Origin of the sequence: Pseudomonas boreofloridensis (assembly GCF_030580795.1) — a bacterium.
GTDB classification, from domain to species: Bacteria; Pseudomonadota; Gammaproteobacteria; order Pseudomonadales; family Pseudomonadaceae; genus Aquipseudomonas; species Aquipseudomonas boreofloridensis.
The window spans coordinates 462,341-480,080 of sequence record NZ_JAUQOQ010000001.1; the positions used below are offsets into that span (position 1 = coordinate 462,341).

13 protein-coding genes are annotated in these 17,740 nt (G+C 60.2%); 11 read left to right on the forward strand and 2 right to left on the reverse strand.

Translation table 11 applies throughout. The features are described 5' to 3' along the window. Window positions 1-303: 303 nt before the first annotated feature. Window positions 304-831 (forward strand): RNA polymerase factor sigma-70, encoded by a 528-nt coding sequence (locus tag Q6A47_RS01935; RefSeq protein ID WP_029615047.1) that lies wholly within the window; start codon window positions 304-306, stop codon window positions 829-831. Between the two features lie 3 nt (window positions 832-834). Here the strand turns inward: Q6A47_RS01935 and Q6A47_RS01940 are convergent, their stop codons facing one another. Beyond that, window positions 835-1,635 (reverse strand): substrate-binding periplasmic protein, encoded by an 801-nt coding sequence (locus tag Q6A47_RS01940; protein ID WP_304482781.1) that lies wholly within the window; start codon window positions 1,633-1,635, stop codon window positions 835-837. A gap of 206 nt (window positions 1,636-1,841) precedes the next feature. On the opposite strand from Q6A47_RS01940, the gene Q6A47_RS01945 reads away from it, so the two are divergent. Beyond that, window positions 1,842-2,393 carry a 3'-5' exonuclease gene (locus Q6A47_RS01945; RefSeq protein WP_039578814.1) on the forward strand — a complete coding sequence of 184 codons (552 nt, stop codon included), beginning with the start codon at window positions 1,842-1,844 and terminating at the stop codon, window positions 2,391-2,393. Between the two features lie 72 nt (window positions 2,394-2,465). Beyond that, window positions 2,466-2,750, forward strand: coding sequence for a pyrimidine/purine nucleoside phosphorylase (gene ppnP / locus Q6A47_RS01950; RefSeq protein WP_029615045.1), 285 nt, complete (start codon window positions 2,466-2,468; stop codon window positions 2,748-2,750). A gap of 20 nt (window positions 2,751-2,770) precedes the next feature. On the opposite strand, the gene Q6A47_RS01955 is transcribed toward ppnP, so the two are convergent. Then, entirely contained in the window at window positions 2,771-3,490 is a 720-nt protein-coding gene (locus Q6A47_RS01955) for an alpha/beta family hydrolase (protein WP_304482782.1), read from the reverse strand. A gap of 49 nt (window positions 3,491-3,539) precedes the next feature. On the opposite strand from Q6A47_RS01955, the gene ccoN (Q6A47_RS01960) reads away from it, so the two are divergent. The 8 genes from ccoN (Q6A47_RS01960) to ccoO (Q6A47_RS01995) all read left to right on the forward strand — a co-directional run bounded on the left by ccoN (Q6A47_RS01960) (window position 3,540) and on the right by ccoO (Q6A47_RS01995) (window position 17,739). Next, window positions 3,540-4,964, forward strand: coding sequence for a cytochrome-c oxidase, cbb3-type subunit I (gene ccoN, locus Q6A47_RS01960; protein ID WP_295482198.1), 1,425 nt, complete (start codon window positions 3,540-3,542; stop codon window positions 4,962-4,964). A gap of 13 nt (window positions 4,965-4,977) precedes the next feature. Continuing rightward, window positions 4,978-5,586 (forward strand): cytochrome-c oxidase, cbb3-type subunit II, encoded by a 609-nt coding sequence (gene ccoO / locus Q6A47_RS01965; RefSeq protein ID WP_039578822.1) that lies wholly within the window; start codon window positions 4,978-4,980, stop codon window positions 5,584-5,586. Window positions 5,587-5,591: 5 nt separating this feature from the next. Then, a complete protein-coding gene (locus tag Q6A47_RS01970; RefSeq protein ID WP_029614905.1) occupies window positions 5,592-5,810 on the forward strand; it encodes a cbb3-type cytochrome oxidase subunit 3 in 219 nt (72 codons plus the stop codon). Beyond that, entirely contained in the window at window positions 5,807-6,742 is a 936-nt protein-coding gene (gene ccoP / locus Q6A47_RS01975; RefSeq protein WP_039578824.1) for a cytochrome-c oxidase, cbb3-type subunit III, read from the forward strand. Before Q6A47_RS01970 ends, ccoP begins: the two co-directional genes overlap by 4 nt. 460 nt (window positions 6,743-7,202) lie before the next feature. Continuing rightward, complete coding sequence (locus Q6A47_RS01980; protein ID WP_304482783.1) at window positions 7,203-10,667, forward strand: hypothetical protein; 3,465 nt, start codon at window positions 7,203-7,205, stop codon at window positions 10,665-10,667. After that, window positions 10,664-15,151 (forward strand): RHS repeat-associated core domain-containing protein, encoded by a 4,488-nt coding sequence (locus Q6A47_RS01985; RefSeq protein WP_304482784.1) that lies wholly within the window; start codon window positions 10,664-10,666, stop codon window positions 15,149-15,151. The genes Q6A47_RS01980 and Q6A47_RS01985 overlap by 4 nt, the downstream gene beginning before the upstream one ends. Window positions 15,152-15,688: 537 nt before the next feature. Then, a complete protein-coding gene (gene ccoN / locus Q6A47_RS01990; protein WP_304482785.1) occupies window positions 15,689-17,131 on the forward strand; it encodes a cytochrome-c oxidase, cbb3-type subunit I in 1,443 nt (480 codons plus the stop codon). Further along, the gene (gene ccoO / locus Q6A47_RS01995; RefSeq protein WP_039578836.1) at window positions 17,131-17,739 is read left to right on the forward strand and encodes a cytochrome-c oxidase, cbb3-type subunit II; all 609 of its coding nucleotides are present in this window, start codon (window positions 17,131-17,133) and stop codon (window positions 17,737-17,739) included. Before ccoN (Q6A47_RS01990) ends, ccoO (Q6A47_RS01995) begins: the two co-directional genes overlap by 1 nt. Window position 17,740 lies beyond the last annotated feature (1 nt).

The window sequence follows — 17,740 nt, forward strand, 5'->3', positions numbered from 1 at the left end:
AGTGTCTGGGTGGGGCGAGCCGGGGCCGGGCCCGGTGCTGGGGGCACGACGGGCGGCGGCAGGCGGCGGCTGGATGTACACAGGGGAACGGATGGGCAGTGGAAATAATTAGAAACGTCGCAAGGTGTTCAAGCCACCTTCACAGAGCGGTCACGCGCGCGGTTCAGCTTAGATCGAGAGCGAATAGAGACTCACTCACTTCTGTATTTGACAATCATTATCATTACGAATAGTTTGTCGCACGTTGCAGGGAGCACGCTTTCACGTTGTGCACCCTTTTCCTTTAGAGACAAGGTGATTTCCATGGCGGAACAACTATCCACAAGTAAGTGCGATTCACCACTGCTCCAGGCCTTCGTCGACAACCGCAGCATCCTCGTGAAGATCGCCGCCCGCATCACCGGGTGCCGCTCGCGCGCCGAGGATGTGGTGCAGGACGCCTTCTTCCGGCTCGGTTCCGCGCCGCAGATCACGTCGTCGTTCAAGGCCCAGCTCAGCTACCTGTTCCAGATCGTGCGCAACCTGGCCATCGACCACTATCGCAAGCAGGCCATGGAACTCAGGTACTCGGGCAGCGAGGAAGAGGGTCTGAACGTGGTGATCCAGAATGCTTCGCCAGAGGCCACCCACATCAACCTGGCCACCCTGGAGCACATCGCCGAGTCGCTCAACGAACTGCCCAAGCGCACCCGCTACGCCTTCGAGATGTACCGCCTGCACGGCGTGCCGCAGAAGGACATCGCCAAGGAACTCGGGGTCTCGCCGACGCTGGTCAACTTCATGATCCGCGATGCCCTGATCCATTGCCGCAAGAACAGCCGCCAGGGCTGAGCGTCAAGGCCGCGGCGCCTGCACGGTGATGCGGTAGGGATCGAACAGTGCAGCCAAGGTGCCACGCTCGCGCAGGCGTTGCATTAGTTGTGCGAACGCCTCGGCACTGATCGGCGCACTGGGGCGCAGCAGCGCGTAGTGATGGTAGACCTGATCGACACGTTGCGAAGCCAGCAACTCGGTGGCCTTGGCCGGATTGCGCTTGAGGTAGTCGCTCAGGTAGGAGCGCGTCACCAGCGCAATGTCGACGCGACCGTGCTGGACCATCGACAGGTTACTGTCGTGGGAGTAGGTGAGATTGGCCTGATAAGCCTTCTTCAGGTAATTCGGGTCGGCATTGAAGTCGGCGAACGCATAGTGATAGCCGCTGAACAGCGCCAGGCGCTTGCCCGCCAGTTCGTCGAAATACGGCTGGTCGCGTCCCGGCTGGCGACGGGCAACGAACACCTCGGCATCCTCCAGCCCCATGTCCACGGCGCTGTGGGGGATCTGCTGCCAACCCCACTGCGGGTTTTCGAAGATCGCCATGTCGGTGCGGCCTTGCTGGAAGTCGCCGAAGCGCCGTGGGATCGAAGTCGGCACCAGGACGAAGCGGTAACCGGCCTGCAGTTGGTTGAGTGCCTCGGCCAGTTGCGGGAGCAGCCCAGTGTCGGCGCCCTGCTCCGGGCGTACCGTGTAAGGCGGGAAATGCGCTGCGCCGATGCGCACTTCGATCACCTCGGCGGCATGGGCCGCCCCGCCCATGCACAGTGCAGCGAGCATCAGCAGCGATGGCAGGGCCTTGAGGCCGGGCAGAGGAATCACGGGAGACGCTCGATCACAGGGTGTTGACTTGGAAACGCCTAAGCTAGGCGTTTTCCCATCAGGGCACAACCGCTGCTTGCGCCAAAGTAGCGGCAATCTGCCAGGGGATGCCGTAAGGGTCGAGGATTGGCTACGCTCTAGGGGCCGCGACGCTGGAGCGCCCTGCAGACGTCGCGATCCCTAGGCGCTGAGCAAGGAAACCGGGTATGGGCCACTGGCTGGTCATCGATCTTGAAGCCACCACCGACGACGGTGGCTGGCCGGTCACCGACATGGAAATCATCGAGATCGGCGCGAGCCTGGTCACCCGCGAAGGGCGCGAGGTGGATCACTTCCAGCGCTTCGTCAAACCGCGTCGGCGCCCACAACTGACGCCCTTCTGCCGGCAGCTCACGCATATCGACCAGGCCAGCGTCGATGCAGCCGCGTCGTTCGCCGAGGTCTGGGCGCAGTTCGAGCGCTGGCTGGGTCATCACCGTCAGCAGTTGCAGGCCTGGGTTAGCTGGGGCGACTACGACCGTCTGCAATTGCTCCAGGAATGGCAGCACCATCAACTCGACAGCCTGCTCGCCCAAGTGCCGCACATCAACCTCAAGCAGCGCTTCGCCAAAGCCCGTCACTTGCAGCGACCCACCGGTCTGAACAGCGCCCTGCAACTGGCCGGACTGCAGTTCACCGGGCAGCAGCACCGGGCCCTGGAGGATGCACGCAACACCGCACGTTTGCTGCCCTTGAGCCTGCCGGCCAGCGGCGCCTGAAAGCAGATGACGGGCACGCGGGGCTTGGGCATACTGGCCAGCCTTTTTCCAGCCCCTGTTCAGGAGTGGCCCATGTTCCAGGTCAACGAATACTTCAACGGCACCGTCAAGTCGATCGCCTTCAGCGGCGAAGAAGGTCCGGCCACCGTGGGCGTGATGGCCCCGGGCGAATACGAGTTCGGCACCGCCAAGCGCGAGATCATGCACGTGGTGTCCGGCGCGCTGACCGTCAAGCTGCCCGGCAGCGACACCTGGGAAACCTTCGCCGCCGGCACCCAGTTCAACGTGCCGGCCGACAGCAAGTTCCAGTTGCAGGTGAAAGTCGACACCGCCTACCTGTGCGAGTACCGCGACTGATCGCAGTGCAACCGCTGCACCTACCGGTGCAGCGTCGGCGGCCGGTGCCGTTCGTCCAGGAACTGCGCCACCCGCTCGGCAGCCGTCTGCAGATGCTGCTCATGACTGAACCCGGACGCTTTCAGCGGCTTGAGGTCATGGTCACCCGCCACCAGCCAGCTCAGCTCGATCGCCGCTGACAGCGCATAGCCCGCCACCGCCTCACGATTGCCCAACGCATCACGCTCGCCCTGAACGATCAGCGTCGGCGTGCGCAACGCCGCCAGGTGCTCGACCCTGGGTTTGTGCGGCTTGCCCACGGCGTAGAACGGATAACCCAGGCAGACCAGCGCATCGGCAGCCAATTCGTCGGCCAGCAGACTGGCCATGCGCCCGCCCATGGACTTGCCGCCAATCGCCAGCGGTCCTGTGACCAATGGTCGCACCTGCCTGTACACCTCACGCCAACCCTCGAGCAGCACCGGCTGCGGATTGGGTGGGCGCTTGCCGCCGTTTATCCGCCGCTCGGCCATGTAGGAAAATTCAAAGCGAATGACGCCTACGCCAAGCCCCGCCAGCCTTTGCGCCATCGACTCCATGAACGCGCTGTCCATGGGCGCGCCGGCGCCATGGGCCAGGATCAAGCCCCACGAACACGTCTGATCCCCCCGAATTTGCGGGGGATCGACGCGCAAGCCTGGGATATTTCCCACTTGGGCCCATTGATCCGAATCAATACAGGCAAATTGCCCATCTTTCATGCTTGCCTCGCTGTTTAGCCTGCCTATAACCGTGGATGGGAACCCATACATGAACACAACCAGCAGTACCGCCTATAACTACAAGGTGGTCCGCCAATTCGCCATCATGACGGTGGTGTGGGGCATCGTCGGGATGGGGCTCGGCGTCTTCATCGCCGCGCAACTCGTTTGGCCAAGCCTCAACTTCGACCTGCCGTGGACCAGCTTCGGCCGCCTGCGACCCTTGCACACCAACGCGGTGATCTTCGCCTTCGGGGGTTGTGCGCTGTTCGCCACCTCCTACTACTCGGTGCAACGCACCTGCCAGACCCTGCTGTTCGCGCCCAAGCTGGCGGCCTTCACCTTCTGGGGCTGGCAACTGGTGATCCTGCTGGCGGCGATCAGCCTGCCACTGGGCTACACCAGTTCCAAGGAATACGCCGAACTGGAATGGCCGATCGACGTGCTGATCACCATCGTCTGGGTCTGCTACGCCATCGTGTTCTTCGGCACGCTGATGAAGCGCACCACCAAGCACATCTACGTGGGCAACTGGTTCTTCGGCGCCTTCATCCTCACCGTGGCGATCCTGCACATCGTCAACAACCTGGAAGTGCCCGTCAGCCTGACCAAGTCCTACTCGGTCTACGCCGGTGCCACCGACGCCATGGTCCAGTGGTGGTACGGCCACAACGCCGTCGGCTTCTTCCTCACTGCCGGCTTCCTGGGGATGATGTACTACTACGTGCCCAAGCAGGCCGAGCGTCCGGTGTATTCCTATCGCCTGTCGATCGTCCACTTCTGGGCGCTGATCACCCTGTACATCTGGGCCGGCCCGCACCACCTGCACTACACCGCCCTGCCCGACTGGGCGCAGTCGCTGGGCATGATCATGTCCCTGGTACTGCTGGCACCGAGCTGGGGCGGCATGATCAACGGCATGATGACCCTCTCCGGGGCCTGGCACAAACTGCGCAGCGACCCGATCCTGCGCTTCCTGGTGGTGTCGCTGGCGTTCTACGGCATGTCCACCTTCGAAGGCCCGATGATGGCGATCAAGACCGTCAACGCCCTCTCCCACTACACCGACTGGACCATTGGTCACGTTCACGCTGGTGCCCTGGGCTGGGTGGCGATGATCTCCATCGGCGCGCTGTACCACACCATCCCCAAGGTGTTCGGCAAGCAGCAGATGTACAGCCTGGGCCTGATCAACGCGCACTTCTGGCTGGCTACCATCGGCACCGTGCTGTACATCGCCTCGATGTGGGTCAACGGCATCGCCCAGGGCCTGATGTGGCGCGCAGTGAACAGCGACGGCACGCTGACCTACTCGTTCGTCGAGACCCTGGTCGCCAGCCACCCCGGCTTCATCGTGCGCTTCGTCGGCGGTGCGATCTTCCTCAGCGGCATGTTCCTGATGGCCTGGAACACCTGGCGCACCGTGCGTTCGCCAGCCCTTGACGTCGCCCCTGCGAACGCCCAGCTGGCTTGAGGAGAGACACCAGATGAAACATGAAGTCATCGAGAAAAACGTCGGCCTGCTGGCCTTGCTGATGGTGTTCGCCGTCAGCATCGGCGGCCTCACGCAAATCGTCCCGCTGTTCTTCCAGGACGTCACCAACAAGCCGGTCGAAGGCATGAAGCCCTACACCGCGCTGCAACTCGAGGGCCGCGACATCTACATCCGCGAAGGCTGCGTGGGCTGCCACTCGCAGATGATCCGTCCGTTCCGCGCCGAAACCGAGCGCTACGGCCACTACTCGGTAGCCGGTGAAAGCGTCTGGGACCACCCGTTCCTGTGGGGTTCCAAGCGCACAGGTCCAGACCTGGCCCGCGTGGGGGCGCGCTACTCGGACGACTGGCACCGCGCGCACCTGTACAACCCTCGCAACGTGGTGCCTGAGTCGAAGATGCCGGCTTACCCCTGGCTGGTGGCCCAGCCGGTGGACAGCAGCCATACCGACACCAAGCTGCGCGTGATGCGCTCGCTCGGCGTGCCCTATACCGACGAGGACATCGCCGGTGCCCGCGACGCGGTCAAGGGCAAGACCGAGATGGACGCGCTGGTGGCCTACCTGCAGGTGCTGGGCACCTCGATCAAGAACAAGAGGTAAGCACGATGGAATTCGACATCGGCATGATCCGCGGCCTGGGCACCCTGGTGGTGCTGGTGGCCTTCATCGGCCTGTCGCTGTGGGTGTTCAACCGGCGCCGCGACCGTGATTTCGCCGAAGCGCGCCTGCTGCCCTTCGACGACGACCGCCTGCCCCCTGCCGGGCAGGAACCCGCGGCTGCGAGCGCAGCCGTGACTGCAGTGGTGAGGAGTAACGGGCAATGACCACCTTCTGGAGTACCTACATCAGCGTACTGACCCTCGGCAGCCTGATCGGCCTGACCTGGTTGCTGCTGGGCACCCGCAAGGGCGAGAGCAGCAATACCACCGACCAGACGATGGGCCACAGCTTCGATGGCATCGAGGAATATGACAACCCGCTGCCCAAGTGGTGGTTCTGGCTGTTCGTCGGCACCTTGGTGTTCTCGGTCGGCTACCTGATCCTCTATCCAGGCCTGGGCAACTGGAAAGGCATCCTGCCCGGCTACGAGGACGGCTGGACCCAAGTCGGCGAATGGCAGAAGGAGATGGACAAGGCCGACGCCAAGTTCGGTCCGATCTTCGCCAAGTTCGCCGCCATGCCGGTCGAGGACGTGGCCAAGGATCCACAGGCGCTGAAAATGGGCGCACGCCTGTTCGCCTCCAACTGCGCCGTGTGCCACGGCTCCGACGCCAAGGGCGCCTACGGTTTCCCTAACCTGACCGACAAGGACTGGCGCTGGGGCGGCGAGCCGGAGACTATCAAGGCGTCGATCATGAATGGTCGCCATGGCGTGATGCCCGCCTGGGCCGAAGTGATCGGTGAACAAGGCGTGGCGGACGTGGCAGCCTTCGTGCTGACCAACCTGGACGGACGCAGCCTGCCGGAAGGCGTAAAAGCCGACGCGGCCAAGGGCAAGGACATCTTCGCCAGCAGTTGCGTGGCCTGCCACGGCCCTGAAGGCAAAGGCACGCCGGCCATGGGCGCCCCGGACCTGACCCACCCGCAAGCGTTCATCTACGGTTCGAGCTTCGCCCAGTTGCAGCAGACCATCCGCTACGGCCGCCAGGGCCAGATGCCGGCCCAGGCCGATATTCAGGGCAACGACAAGGTGCACCTGTTGGCCGCCTATGTGTATAGCCTGTCGCAGGATCCTGTAAACGCTACCCACGAGTAACACCCAGGCGGGCTGCTCAGGCGCTTCTTTCGCCAGAACAGCCCGCCCTCCCCGTAAGCCTGACACGCGTTAGACATACGCCAGGCCCTGCCAGCATCGTCCATCAAGACCTCGACCAACGCATCAGCCGACTTGCTCGAGTTCCTCTTGCGTCAAATCCCCCTCAACAGTCTCCGCGCCCCTCTTCGAGTCGATGACGATGCCGGTAAGCCCTGGACCTCGAATGCCCCCAACTGTACGCATACCCACTGTCATTTTTGTGAGTTGCCGAACGCCTGCCAGGGGAAGACAGTGAGTAAAGATTCGCACCGCAGGCAACCTGGCCAACTCACCGATTGCGCTACCAAGCCGCAGGGCACACCACATTAGAGGCATACGGCGACGTCAGACACACGCCGACCGCTCGATGCATCCAGGATACATAAGTCCACGAAATGGCAGACACCGAAAAGGAGCTCTCATGAACGTAGTTTCCACGTCGTTCAACGACGCCCTACCCAGCATGATTGGTTTCGCGGAAGAACGTATTGGTGCTGAGCGATGTGAATGGACGTCGCCTTGTTACTTGTTGGCTGACAGAGACCTGGCGTTGAATGAGGTCATCCGTGTATGGGCGGTTGATCGGCAGGACGGGCGAGTGTTGAAGGTGGTCGCTTTGAAGGCCACGCAGGCCAATCACACTCGAGATCAATGGCCGACAGCATTGATCAACGCGATCCGCAATGATAAGACGCAGGTCGACCATTCCAAGTTGCTGCATGCAGGCGTCATCAAAGGCACCACGTTCAGCGCGGGCACCGTAAGCCATTCCACATCCAAATTCATCGCGGCGTCCTCCCATGCGAACTGCGATCGCCTATGGGTGCTTTCATCCCGTGCACGGCTGTATAGCAATGCACCGTTCGCTGCCAATCAGGTTATGGCTCACGATCTGGCAGATATCGACTTCCAGACGAGCCAGCGCCTTTGCGTTCAGGTACGTGACCGCACCAGCCAGGGCTTGCTGGAGTCGATTGTGGTGAGCTTCGAGGTGAACAGCGCCCCCTCTGATCGCGCCAAATTGCTGTGTGACGCGGTGATGCAGGGTAGCGAAATTCTGCGGGCCGGTGTGCTGGCGGATGACGGTATCAGTATTGCGCCAAACGACCAGGGAAACGCGCTGTGGATACCCCAACTGTCGGAACTGTCAGTTACCGTGAACCCCGCGCCTTGGGTCTTTCACGGCAACTTTGTCGCGTCACGGGCACTCGCGGCGGAGGAAGAACTGCGCGTTCATGTACACGATGATGTCACGGGTATGCCGTTGAAGGGTTCACCGGTCGTCTTCAAGGCTAGTGCTGATGAGCTTGAGCAGGATAAGTGGCCGGCGGCGTTGGCCAGAATGCTGCAAGCCTCTTCGTTGAGTGATTACCTTGCCCTGGAACTGGACAAGGCCAATGGTGCCTCTGGGCAATGGAAATGCGCGGGAATTCCCTTGCGCATCTTGATGAGCACGCCCTTGGAGGAAAACGATGAGTGGGTGCCGCTGGTACCTGAAAACGGCCTCATCGATGAACCCATTCCAATCAAAGAGCAGTTACTCCGACTGACACAGGCTATGCAGAGTGCTATTGATCAAGCGGAAAAGGATAATTTCGTGCTGGCCGTGAAGAAGTTCACGGATCATGGACCTACAGCGGCGCTCGACCGACACTGGACTCTCTATCCACTGGAAGTGACATTGCACGACATTCGCACGGGGTACGTGTGCTATCACGTATGCGTAGAGTATTCAGCTGGGCACATTGCATACACCGAGACCCCTCAGGTATTTACCCAAAAGCTGATGGATGCTATGCGACGCGGCGGCATCCCCGGAGCAGTTTTCGCGGATCAAACCTTATCAAGTAATGGCGCTGAGAACACCGAAGACACGTCTGTTTTATGGCTGCCTAGAAAACTTGGCATGGTCGCCACTTTACATATACAACGCCCGAAAGAAATAAGCGACTATGGCGGCACGTTGCAAGTGGCGATCGTAGCCAAAGAGCATTTTCAAGACCCTTTTTCAAACACACAGGATTCGGACAGACCGACGCGTATTGGTAGGTTCGGTATTCCTTTACCCTCTTGTCAGAATTTTTTATCTGGCGACTCCATGATAATGGCTGACCGACGGCTTCAACTGAAGCTCAAGCCGGAATCCCTAAGCGAAGGTATACGCTTTTTGTACGTGATGCCTCCGGGAGTACTTCCCCAGACGAGGGATGAGCAGCACCCGGCATTCGCGAACGAGGACGGGTACGAAAAGGACAGTTCAGATACATTGTATTTATCTCCCTCTTTCCACACTTCACCGTCGGCATCGGTAGGAGTGGTTGGCGCTGAGTGTGATTTTCAAAGCCCTTGGGTCCGCCCTTTCGAACTTGACTTGGAGATGCCACCTGATCACATCGAACTATTCCGCCCCGAGGATACGCTTTGTGCTGACCGTTGCATGACCCTCGGCGCGCATGTCTACGATACAGGCGGCGCTCGGGAAAATGGGGTAGACGAAAACACGGGTTTGTTTCATGCCCACTATCCAGTTGGCACACTCAGGGGGCTTGGAGGTGAAGGTCCAGAGTTGGACCTGACGCTTCATTATTCGGCGGTACGTGCGAATGAAGGGGCACTGGGCGATGGTTGGGCATTCCGCTTCTCCTACTTCGACAATCGACGGCGAGTACTGACGTTGAGCACGGGCCAGACAGTGACCCTGACCAAGGCGCAAATGAAATCACTGAGCGCCGCCAAGACGAAGTTTCTTGATCAAGAGGGTTACAGAATTACGGCTGTCGAGGGCGACGAAAATCGATGGACCTCCCTGACTATCCAAATGCCAGCAGGTGCCGAGGGACGCCAGGAAGTGCTTTCGTTGCCCATCTCGCATGATGGGAAAGAAGCGGGGGCCGCGTACAAAGCAGCGCTGAAGGCCAAGCTGGAAAAGATCATCGAAAACCTGACCCGATGGATCGACAAGGAAAACATCACAAGCGGACAAATCGCCAATCTAAAAAAACAACGCGACGCCTGGAAAGCAGAACTGGCGGATATCGAGCGCGAAAGTCTGGTGCTGGTAACGTCGCGCATCCTCTCGCCACAAGGTGGAGAACTCACGCTGGCATGGCAGGGCATTAAAGGGCACATCCGGCTAGACAGCATTGCAGACGCAGGCGCAGATACAGTGCTGTTAAGGGCCAAACATGATTCAATCGTTGCTCAAGGTTCGTCGCAAAGCACCTTCACGGTATGGCCTGACACCGCTGAAAGCTACGATGTCACGCTGGATATCCAAAACTGCCTGTTGAAGTCGATCACGCGTCATCGTGCTGGGCAGGATTCAACGCCTGAGCGGTATGTTCGTTTCAACTATGAGCTCGATCCAGTGCTGGATCAGGTGTTGACCGGTATTCTCGAAGAAGACGGCTCACTGGAAACCGTTCAATACGAATCTTCGAGTTTCGAACGCGCCGTGGCGCCACGCGTCGAGATGCATACATTGGTGCCCGGCGCCAATCAGCAGTGCATCGCTCATTGCTATGAATGGACAGGTGAATACATAATTGAGAGGTCGCGTAAATGGCGACTCAGCCGTGTTGGAAAGTCCCTTTATCCTGTCATCGAACCGTCGTCGATATTCAACATTGGCGAACAGCGACTCAGCACTGTTGATAAGTCCCCTTGCCCTTTCATCGAAACGTCGTGGACATTCAACAATGGCGTACGCGTGGTGGACACGATCATTCAATATCAGCCTGACGCTCCCCTGCGTACGACGCGCTTTACATACCCTGACACCGCCGCGTCAAATAGCTACAGGCACCTGGCACTCTCACGCCCTGTCAAAATCGAAGTCACCACTGAATCGCCAGTCGAAACTTCAATTGCGGTGGACCTATCATGACCGACACAACCAACGGATCGTCTTCGAATGCCTCGCAAGTCGAAAGCACATTGGCTGCTTATACCAAACACGGTCAACCGAGCTCGACGGTTACCAGTGATGGGCAGACGACCTGCGTGCGGTACTACTCAGGAGCGGACACCGATAAGGGCACTCGCGGCGATCAATTGCCCGTGATCAGTGAATTGATCAGCGGGCTCAAACTTGCTGACGAAACCTTGCTGGCGGATGCCGCCGGGTTGGTCTGCCCGAAGATCGTCGACCCCCACCAACCACCATTGATGGCTCGCCTGGAATACCTGGCGTTCGACGGCACGGCCACTTCGGCGGCCACCCTGACGCTTTGTGGCTATGCGCAGGCTACCAAGGATGCACAGGGCCGATTGATGCCTGACACGGTAGTAATTCTGGAGGGTGTAACGCTTGACAGTGTCGCGCCTGAGGCGAAGGATTGGACGGTCTCGCTTGCCCAATCCTGGGGTGGCATCAAAGTTACGCTGATCCAGAGCCAAGCCAATAAAGTGAGCGGCGCATTGCGCAGCATCACCCGGACAGCCACCACCTGGTACAAGGACAACACCGTTCGCAGCACGCAGACGATCACGGAAACCACTTACCCAGGAAAACAGCCCAACACCTGGAAGCTCGTCACCACGGCCCCTTTGATCGCGGGCGGCGATGCCATCCTCAGCCAGCAGATCCAGTCGGCGTTCAGTGGTCGGCTGCTGCGCGAGTCGCATCAGGATGGTGACGGTAAGCCTGTGCGTTTCTCCTGCCATGATTACGACACCCGTGGCCGAGGGGCCCACAGTGTGACGTACCCGTACGATGCCAAGGCGTTCGATTCTGGAGAGGTCAAAGCGCTCAAGCCGATCGAACAACAGCGCATCACCCACACGGAAACGGGTTCGGGCACCTGGTTGATAACCCTCAACGCGGACGGCCGCCAGCAGCGCACGCTGTACGACGGCTTGCAGCGCGCAGTCAGACGCGAAATGCAACGTGAAGCGAGCGACACGAGCGAATTCGTGCTGCTGGAGGAAAGTACCTGGGGGCGCGGCGAGGCTCCGGAAAAGGTCAAAGCCTACGATTTCCTGCCTGGCGGCCTGTGCACTCACAATGACAAGGACCTTCAGGCACCCACCCAGCTGCACCAGCATTTCTGGCAGGCACATACCGACCCTGTGCTGAAGAAGAACGCGAAGGATGAACAGACGCTCACCCAGCAGTCGGCGCTGGCGCTCTTGCCTGACGGCATCCAGCACACCCGCCGGGAGCAGCAGGTAAACCATGCGACAGGATCCGTGACGTTGTCGTCTGCGCTCTGGAGTGGGCATGACAGCAGCAATGAGGCCAAAGCGCTGCGAGTCGAGGAGCTCATCGATGCCCGTGGGCGCACCGTGGCCCTCAAGCAGCATGTGCCGATGGAGGACGGAACATTCAAATCGCGGGAGTGGACCACGACCTGGGATGACCTGGATCGCCCGCTGTCGCGTACCCAACCCGACGAGTCAGTCGTCACCTGGAACTACCAGGGCATGAGTGCGGTACCCACAACCGTCAGCATCAAGGCCAAAGGCAAGAACAGCCAGTTGCTCGGCAACCAGACGCTGGAGGGCGGCGGTAACCAGGGTGACCTTGTGACTGGCTTGGTCGTCGGGGGTAAAAAAGGCTTGGCCTACAGTGATCGAGCCGGAAAACTCACGGGGCCTGACGGCAAGAAACTGTACCGCAAAGAAACCGACCACAGTGTCGAGTGGTATGTAGAGAACAAAAGTGACAGTACCGGCACACTGCTGGCGTCGTTCAAATTTAACCAGGTGACTCAGTCGCTGAAGGCCGAGCGCCCGGCGCAGGGTACCCAGCAGAGTAAAGTCACCAGTGAGGCAATGACCCCGCTGCTGTTGGGCGGCTGGCACTTCAACCGCACCGTGCATGCTCAGCGGCAACGGCAGGAGGCCCTGGTGTCCTTGCGTGGCCGTGTGCAGCAGGCGAAACATGCCAATGGCGTGAGCACCCGCGCCTGGAGTGGTCCGCAGGGACAATGTGACCGCGTTGTCCGTGGCTCGCTGGAGTATTGGTATGAATACACCGCCTTGGGCCAATGCCAGCGCATGACCGTGCGTGACCTGAACACAGGCCGAACCATGGCCGTGTCCTATACGTACGACAAGCTGGGTAATGAAGTTGAAAGGCTGTATCGGCTCGATGACCAGACCAAGACGCGCTACGTGCAGACCTGGTCGTCCATCGGACAGCTGACCAGCAAAGTCTTGTTCCGCGATGGCCAATCCACGCCGGCTCGTACCGAGACATTCATCTACTACACCAGTGTGGACGGTACGCGTGATGAGCTGCAAAAGTGGACGGTCGAGGCGATCTCGGGTGATGAGGTCAAGGATGCCGAGGGGCACTCCATCAAAGAGCAGAGTTACCAGTACGATGCACTGGGCAACCTTACCGAGTGCAGCAGTACACGCAGCAATGGTGACGTGGAACGCGTGATCTATGAGTATGACAGCGATCATCCCACCCGCCGTACTCGGCAAAGTACCCAGCTCACGCCAAAGGGCGGCAAGGCCGGTACGCTTCGATCATTGAGCTACACCTACGATGACGCTGGGCGGCTGACGCTCAACGAACGCGAGCAAACCCTTGCCTACTCGGATACCGGCAGGCTGCGCTCGGTCACCGAAAAGAACCAGGACACGCCTTCAAGCTATTACGAGTACGACGAGAACGACTGCCTGGTCAGCCAATGGATTGGCGCGGCTGAGCAGCGTCGTGTTCTCGCTTACACAGATGATGTGCTCTGCGGTGAAACCTGGCTGGACACGAAGGGCAAGGTCACTCGTACGCTGACCCTGGACGAGTACGCTGGCATGGTGATCAAGCATTGTCAGGGAGCGACAGAGACACAACTCTTCATCTTGGGCGACCCGCAACAGGCGGGTGGCGATGAGTACTGGGTGGATGCCAAGGGTGCCTGGCAGCACCGGTCGTTGGCGTTTACGCCCTGGGGCGAAGCGCCAGTGTCCAGCACTCAAGCGATGCTCAGTGGCCTGGGCCGCGACGGGCAACGGCTGGACCCTGCGACCGGGTGCGCTCATCTGGGCAATGGCTATCGTGTCTATGACCCGCGTCACCGGGCGTTCTATCAACGTGACGACTGGAGCCCGTTTGGCGCTGGCGGGCTCAATGACCGGGCGTACTGCGCCGGCGGGGACCCTGTGAATTGGCATGACCCCAGCGGCCACATCATGCTCAGCCGGCGCGATCAAGCTCAAAGCCTGGCTCGGCTTGACTCGGCAATCAGTGCAACCCAGCCGCCGGTGCATGAGGTGGTTCCCTGGTGGCAATGGGTTGCGCTGGCGGTTTTCGTGGTTGTCGCTATCGCGGCGACCATCCTGACGTTTGGGTCGGCGGGGCCGGTTATGGCCGGGATCGGCATGGCACTTTGTACCGCGATCATGGCGGGGGCGGCCGTCACCGCCGCGGGCATGGCCCAGCGCCAGAGCAACCCGCGGTTGTCCTCGCGCCTGGAAGGGGCAGGTCACGTCGTGATGGCATTGGCGAGTCTTCCGGGGATGGCTGGCGGCTTGTCAAGTACGGTCGCCGCGGTGCTGGGAGTCACTACGATGGTTTCGGTAGCACTGGACGTCACGAAAATGGCCGTGGAACAGGACAACCCGGAACTGGCAGAGAAACTGGGGTGGGCATCGATGGCTTCGCAGGCGGTTGCGGCTTTGACTGCGCTTCCGTCCCTGGTGAAGAGCTCCGCTCGAGGCCTGCAGCAGTTGCGTGGAATACGCATGCGCGTATCGAATAATGTGTCTGAAGCCTTGATTGATGCTAGCCCGACAAAAGTCCTGAGAAATCTCAGGAACAGTCAAAGAACCGCATCGCCTGCTCAATCACCACAACCAGTAAGACGTACCGCTGCGGGGGGTGTGCATCATGAGGATCTCGGTGACTTCATTATCGTACGAAGTGGTGCGCAAAGGTCCGAGACCTTGTATTACTCAGCCCACGGTCAAAACAAGATTCTTGGCGGTTCAGCGACAGTCCCGGCAAATAGTACGCTTCATTATTACGCGCCAGCAACGGGAACGATCAGCGGCCCAACACAGTTACAGCGCTCCGCCAATGGAATGCTTGTGAAAGAATGGCGCCCCGCGCACCTGATAGCTGCAGGCAAAGCCAAAACCCTGAGAATCAAAGATATGGAGGGTGGGAAATTAACGGCAAATTATAGCCTAAGCCATTTCGAACACAATTCGGTAGAGCATCTTGAGTTGATTGCAAAGTCCTACAGCGTCGACGTCCTGATGGTCAAAAAAGGTAATGAGCTATCGTTGGACAAAATATGGGGGAAATTTGAGAGCTCAGGAATTGCTTATTCGCATCATGAGGCTGGGTTCTGCAGATCTTCAATGCTTAAACAGCTCATGGGCATCCCTAGGCCAAAAAATGTGATCCGGTGAGCACGCTTTTCGAGCCGGCTTATGCGCTTTTTTCAAAGCACTATGCTCGAGCACCTGCAATCTCGAAGGTAGTTGCTTGAGTACGGCCGTGATTATATTCACGGCTTTGCTCAAGCAGCACTTGCACGGGAATTAAATAGCCGACGTGTGAGCCAGCGCACGCCTCAAGCAATCAGTAACCCCGCTAACACCGCGCCCTCTGTCGGGGGTGCAGGTACGGGACATTCCCGCATCTGCACCGTCACAGGGGGCGTGCCGTTCTGAGCCTTTCCTCCCCTGCCCACGACCTCTAAGCTGGCGACCGTTCGCCTATGGCCCGATGCCCGGCGCGCGAAAACGGCTTGGAAAAAACCCTGACCGATCGATCAGAAAAATTTGAGAAACGGTACACATAACAGTGATTTGTTTGTGTACACTCACTCGGCCTGCCTGATCGTCAACTGCCCCGCAGTCACGGACAGGAAGCAGTGCAGGGCTTTGCGTGCCCTGACAGCGTTTTTTCCACCCACAAGAACAGTCAAAGCGTGGAACCCCAGCATGAACACAGCCATCAGTCCGCCTGCGTATAACTACAAAGTCGTCCGCCAGTTCGCCCTCATGACCGTGGTCTGGGGCATCCTCGGCATGGGCCTGGGCGTGTTCATCGCCTCGCAGCTCGTTTGGCCCAGCCTCAACTTCGACCTGCCCTGGACCAGCTTCGGCCGCCTGCGCCCGCTGCACACCAACCTGGTGATCTTCGCCTTCGGCGGCTGTGCGCTGTTCGCCACCAGCTATTACGTGGTGCAACGCACCTGCCAGACCCGACTCATCTCCGATGGCCTGGCCGCCTTCACCTTCTGGGGCTGGCAGGCGGTGATCGTTGGGGCGCTGGTCACGCTGCCCCTGGGCTACACCACCACCAAGGAATACGCCGAGCTGGAATGGCCGATCGCGATTCTGCTGGCCATTGTCTGGGTGGCTTATGCCGTGGTGTTCTTCGGCACCCTGGTCAGGCGCAAGACCCAGCACATCTATGTCGGCAATTGGTTCTACGGCGCCTTCATCCTGGTCACCGCCATGCTGCACATCGTCAACCATGCAGCCCTGCCGGTCAGCCTGTTCAAGTCGTATTCGGCCTACGCCGGTGCCACCGACGCGATGATCCAGTGGTGGTACGGCCACAACGCCGTCGGCTTTTTCCTGACCACCGGTTTTCTCGGGATGATGTATTACTTCGTGCCCAAGCAGGCCGAGCGGCCGATCTATTCCTATCGCCTGTCGATCGTCCACTTCTGGGCGCTGATCACCCTGTACATCTGGGCCGGCCCGCACCACTTGCACTACACCGCCCTGCCCGACTGGGCCCAGTCGCTGGGCATGGTGATGTCGATCATCCTCCTGGCGCCGAGCTGGGGCGGCATGATCAACGGCATGATGACCCTCTCCGGGGCCTGGCATAAATTGCGCACCGACCCGATCCTGCGCTTTCTGGTGGTGTCGCTGGCGTTCTACGGCATGTCCACTTTCGAAGGCCCGATGATGGCGATCAAGACCGTCAACGCCCTCTCCCACTACACCGACTGGACCATCGGCCACGTTCACGCCGGCGCTCTGGGCTGGGTGGCGATGATCACCATCGGTGCGCTGTACCACATGATTCCCAAGCTCTATGGACGCGCGCAGATGCACAGTGTCGGCCTGATCAACGCGCACTTCTGGCTGGCCACCATCGGCACCGTGCTGTACATCGCCTCGATGTGGGTCAATGGCATCACCCAGGGCCTGATGTGGCGGGCGATCAATGACGACGGCACGCTCACTTACTCCTTCGTCGAAGCGCTGCAGGCCAGCCATCCGGGCTACATCGTGCGCGCGGTGGGCGGGGCGTTCTTCGCCTCGGGCATGCTGCTGATGGCCTACAACGTGATGCGCACGGTGCGTGGCGCCCACCCGGCGCAGGCCGACGAAGCCGCCAAGATCGTCGTCGTGGGAGCGCACTGATGAAACATGAGGTCGTCGAGAAGAACATCGGCCTGTTGGCCTTCTTCATGGTGGTGGCGGTGAGCATCGGTGGGCTGACCCAGATCGTGCCGCTGTTTTTCCAGGACGTCACCAACCAGCCGGTGGAGGGCATGAAGCCGCGCACCGCGCTGGAAGTCGAGGGGCGCGACATCTATATCCGCGAGGGCTGCGTGGGCTGCCACTCGCAGATGATCCGGCCGTTCCGGGCCGAGACCGAACGCTATGGCCACTATTCGGTGGCTGGCGAAAGCGTCTGGGACCACCCGTTCCTGTGGGGTTCCAAGCGCACCGGGCCGGACCTGGCCCGCGTGGGTGGACGCTACTCGGACGACTGGCACCGCGCGCACCTGTACAACCCGCGCAACGTGGTACCGGAGTCGAAGATGCCAGCCTATCCCTGGTTGGTGGAAAACCACCTCGACGGCCAGGACACGGCGAAGAAGCTGCAAGTACTGCGCACGCTCGGCGTGCCCTACAGCGACGCCGACATCGCCGGCGCCCGCGAGGCGGTCAAGGGCAAGAGCGAGATGGACGCATTGGTGGCCTACCTGCAAGGCCTTGGCACCCTGATCAAAAGCAAACGGTGAC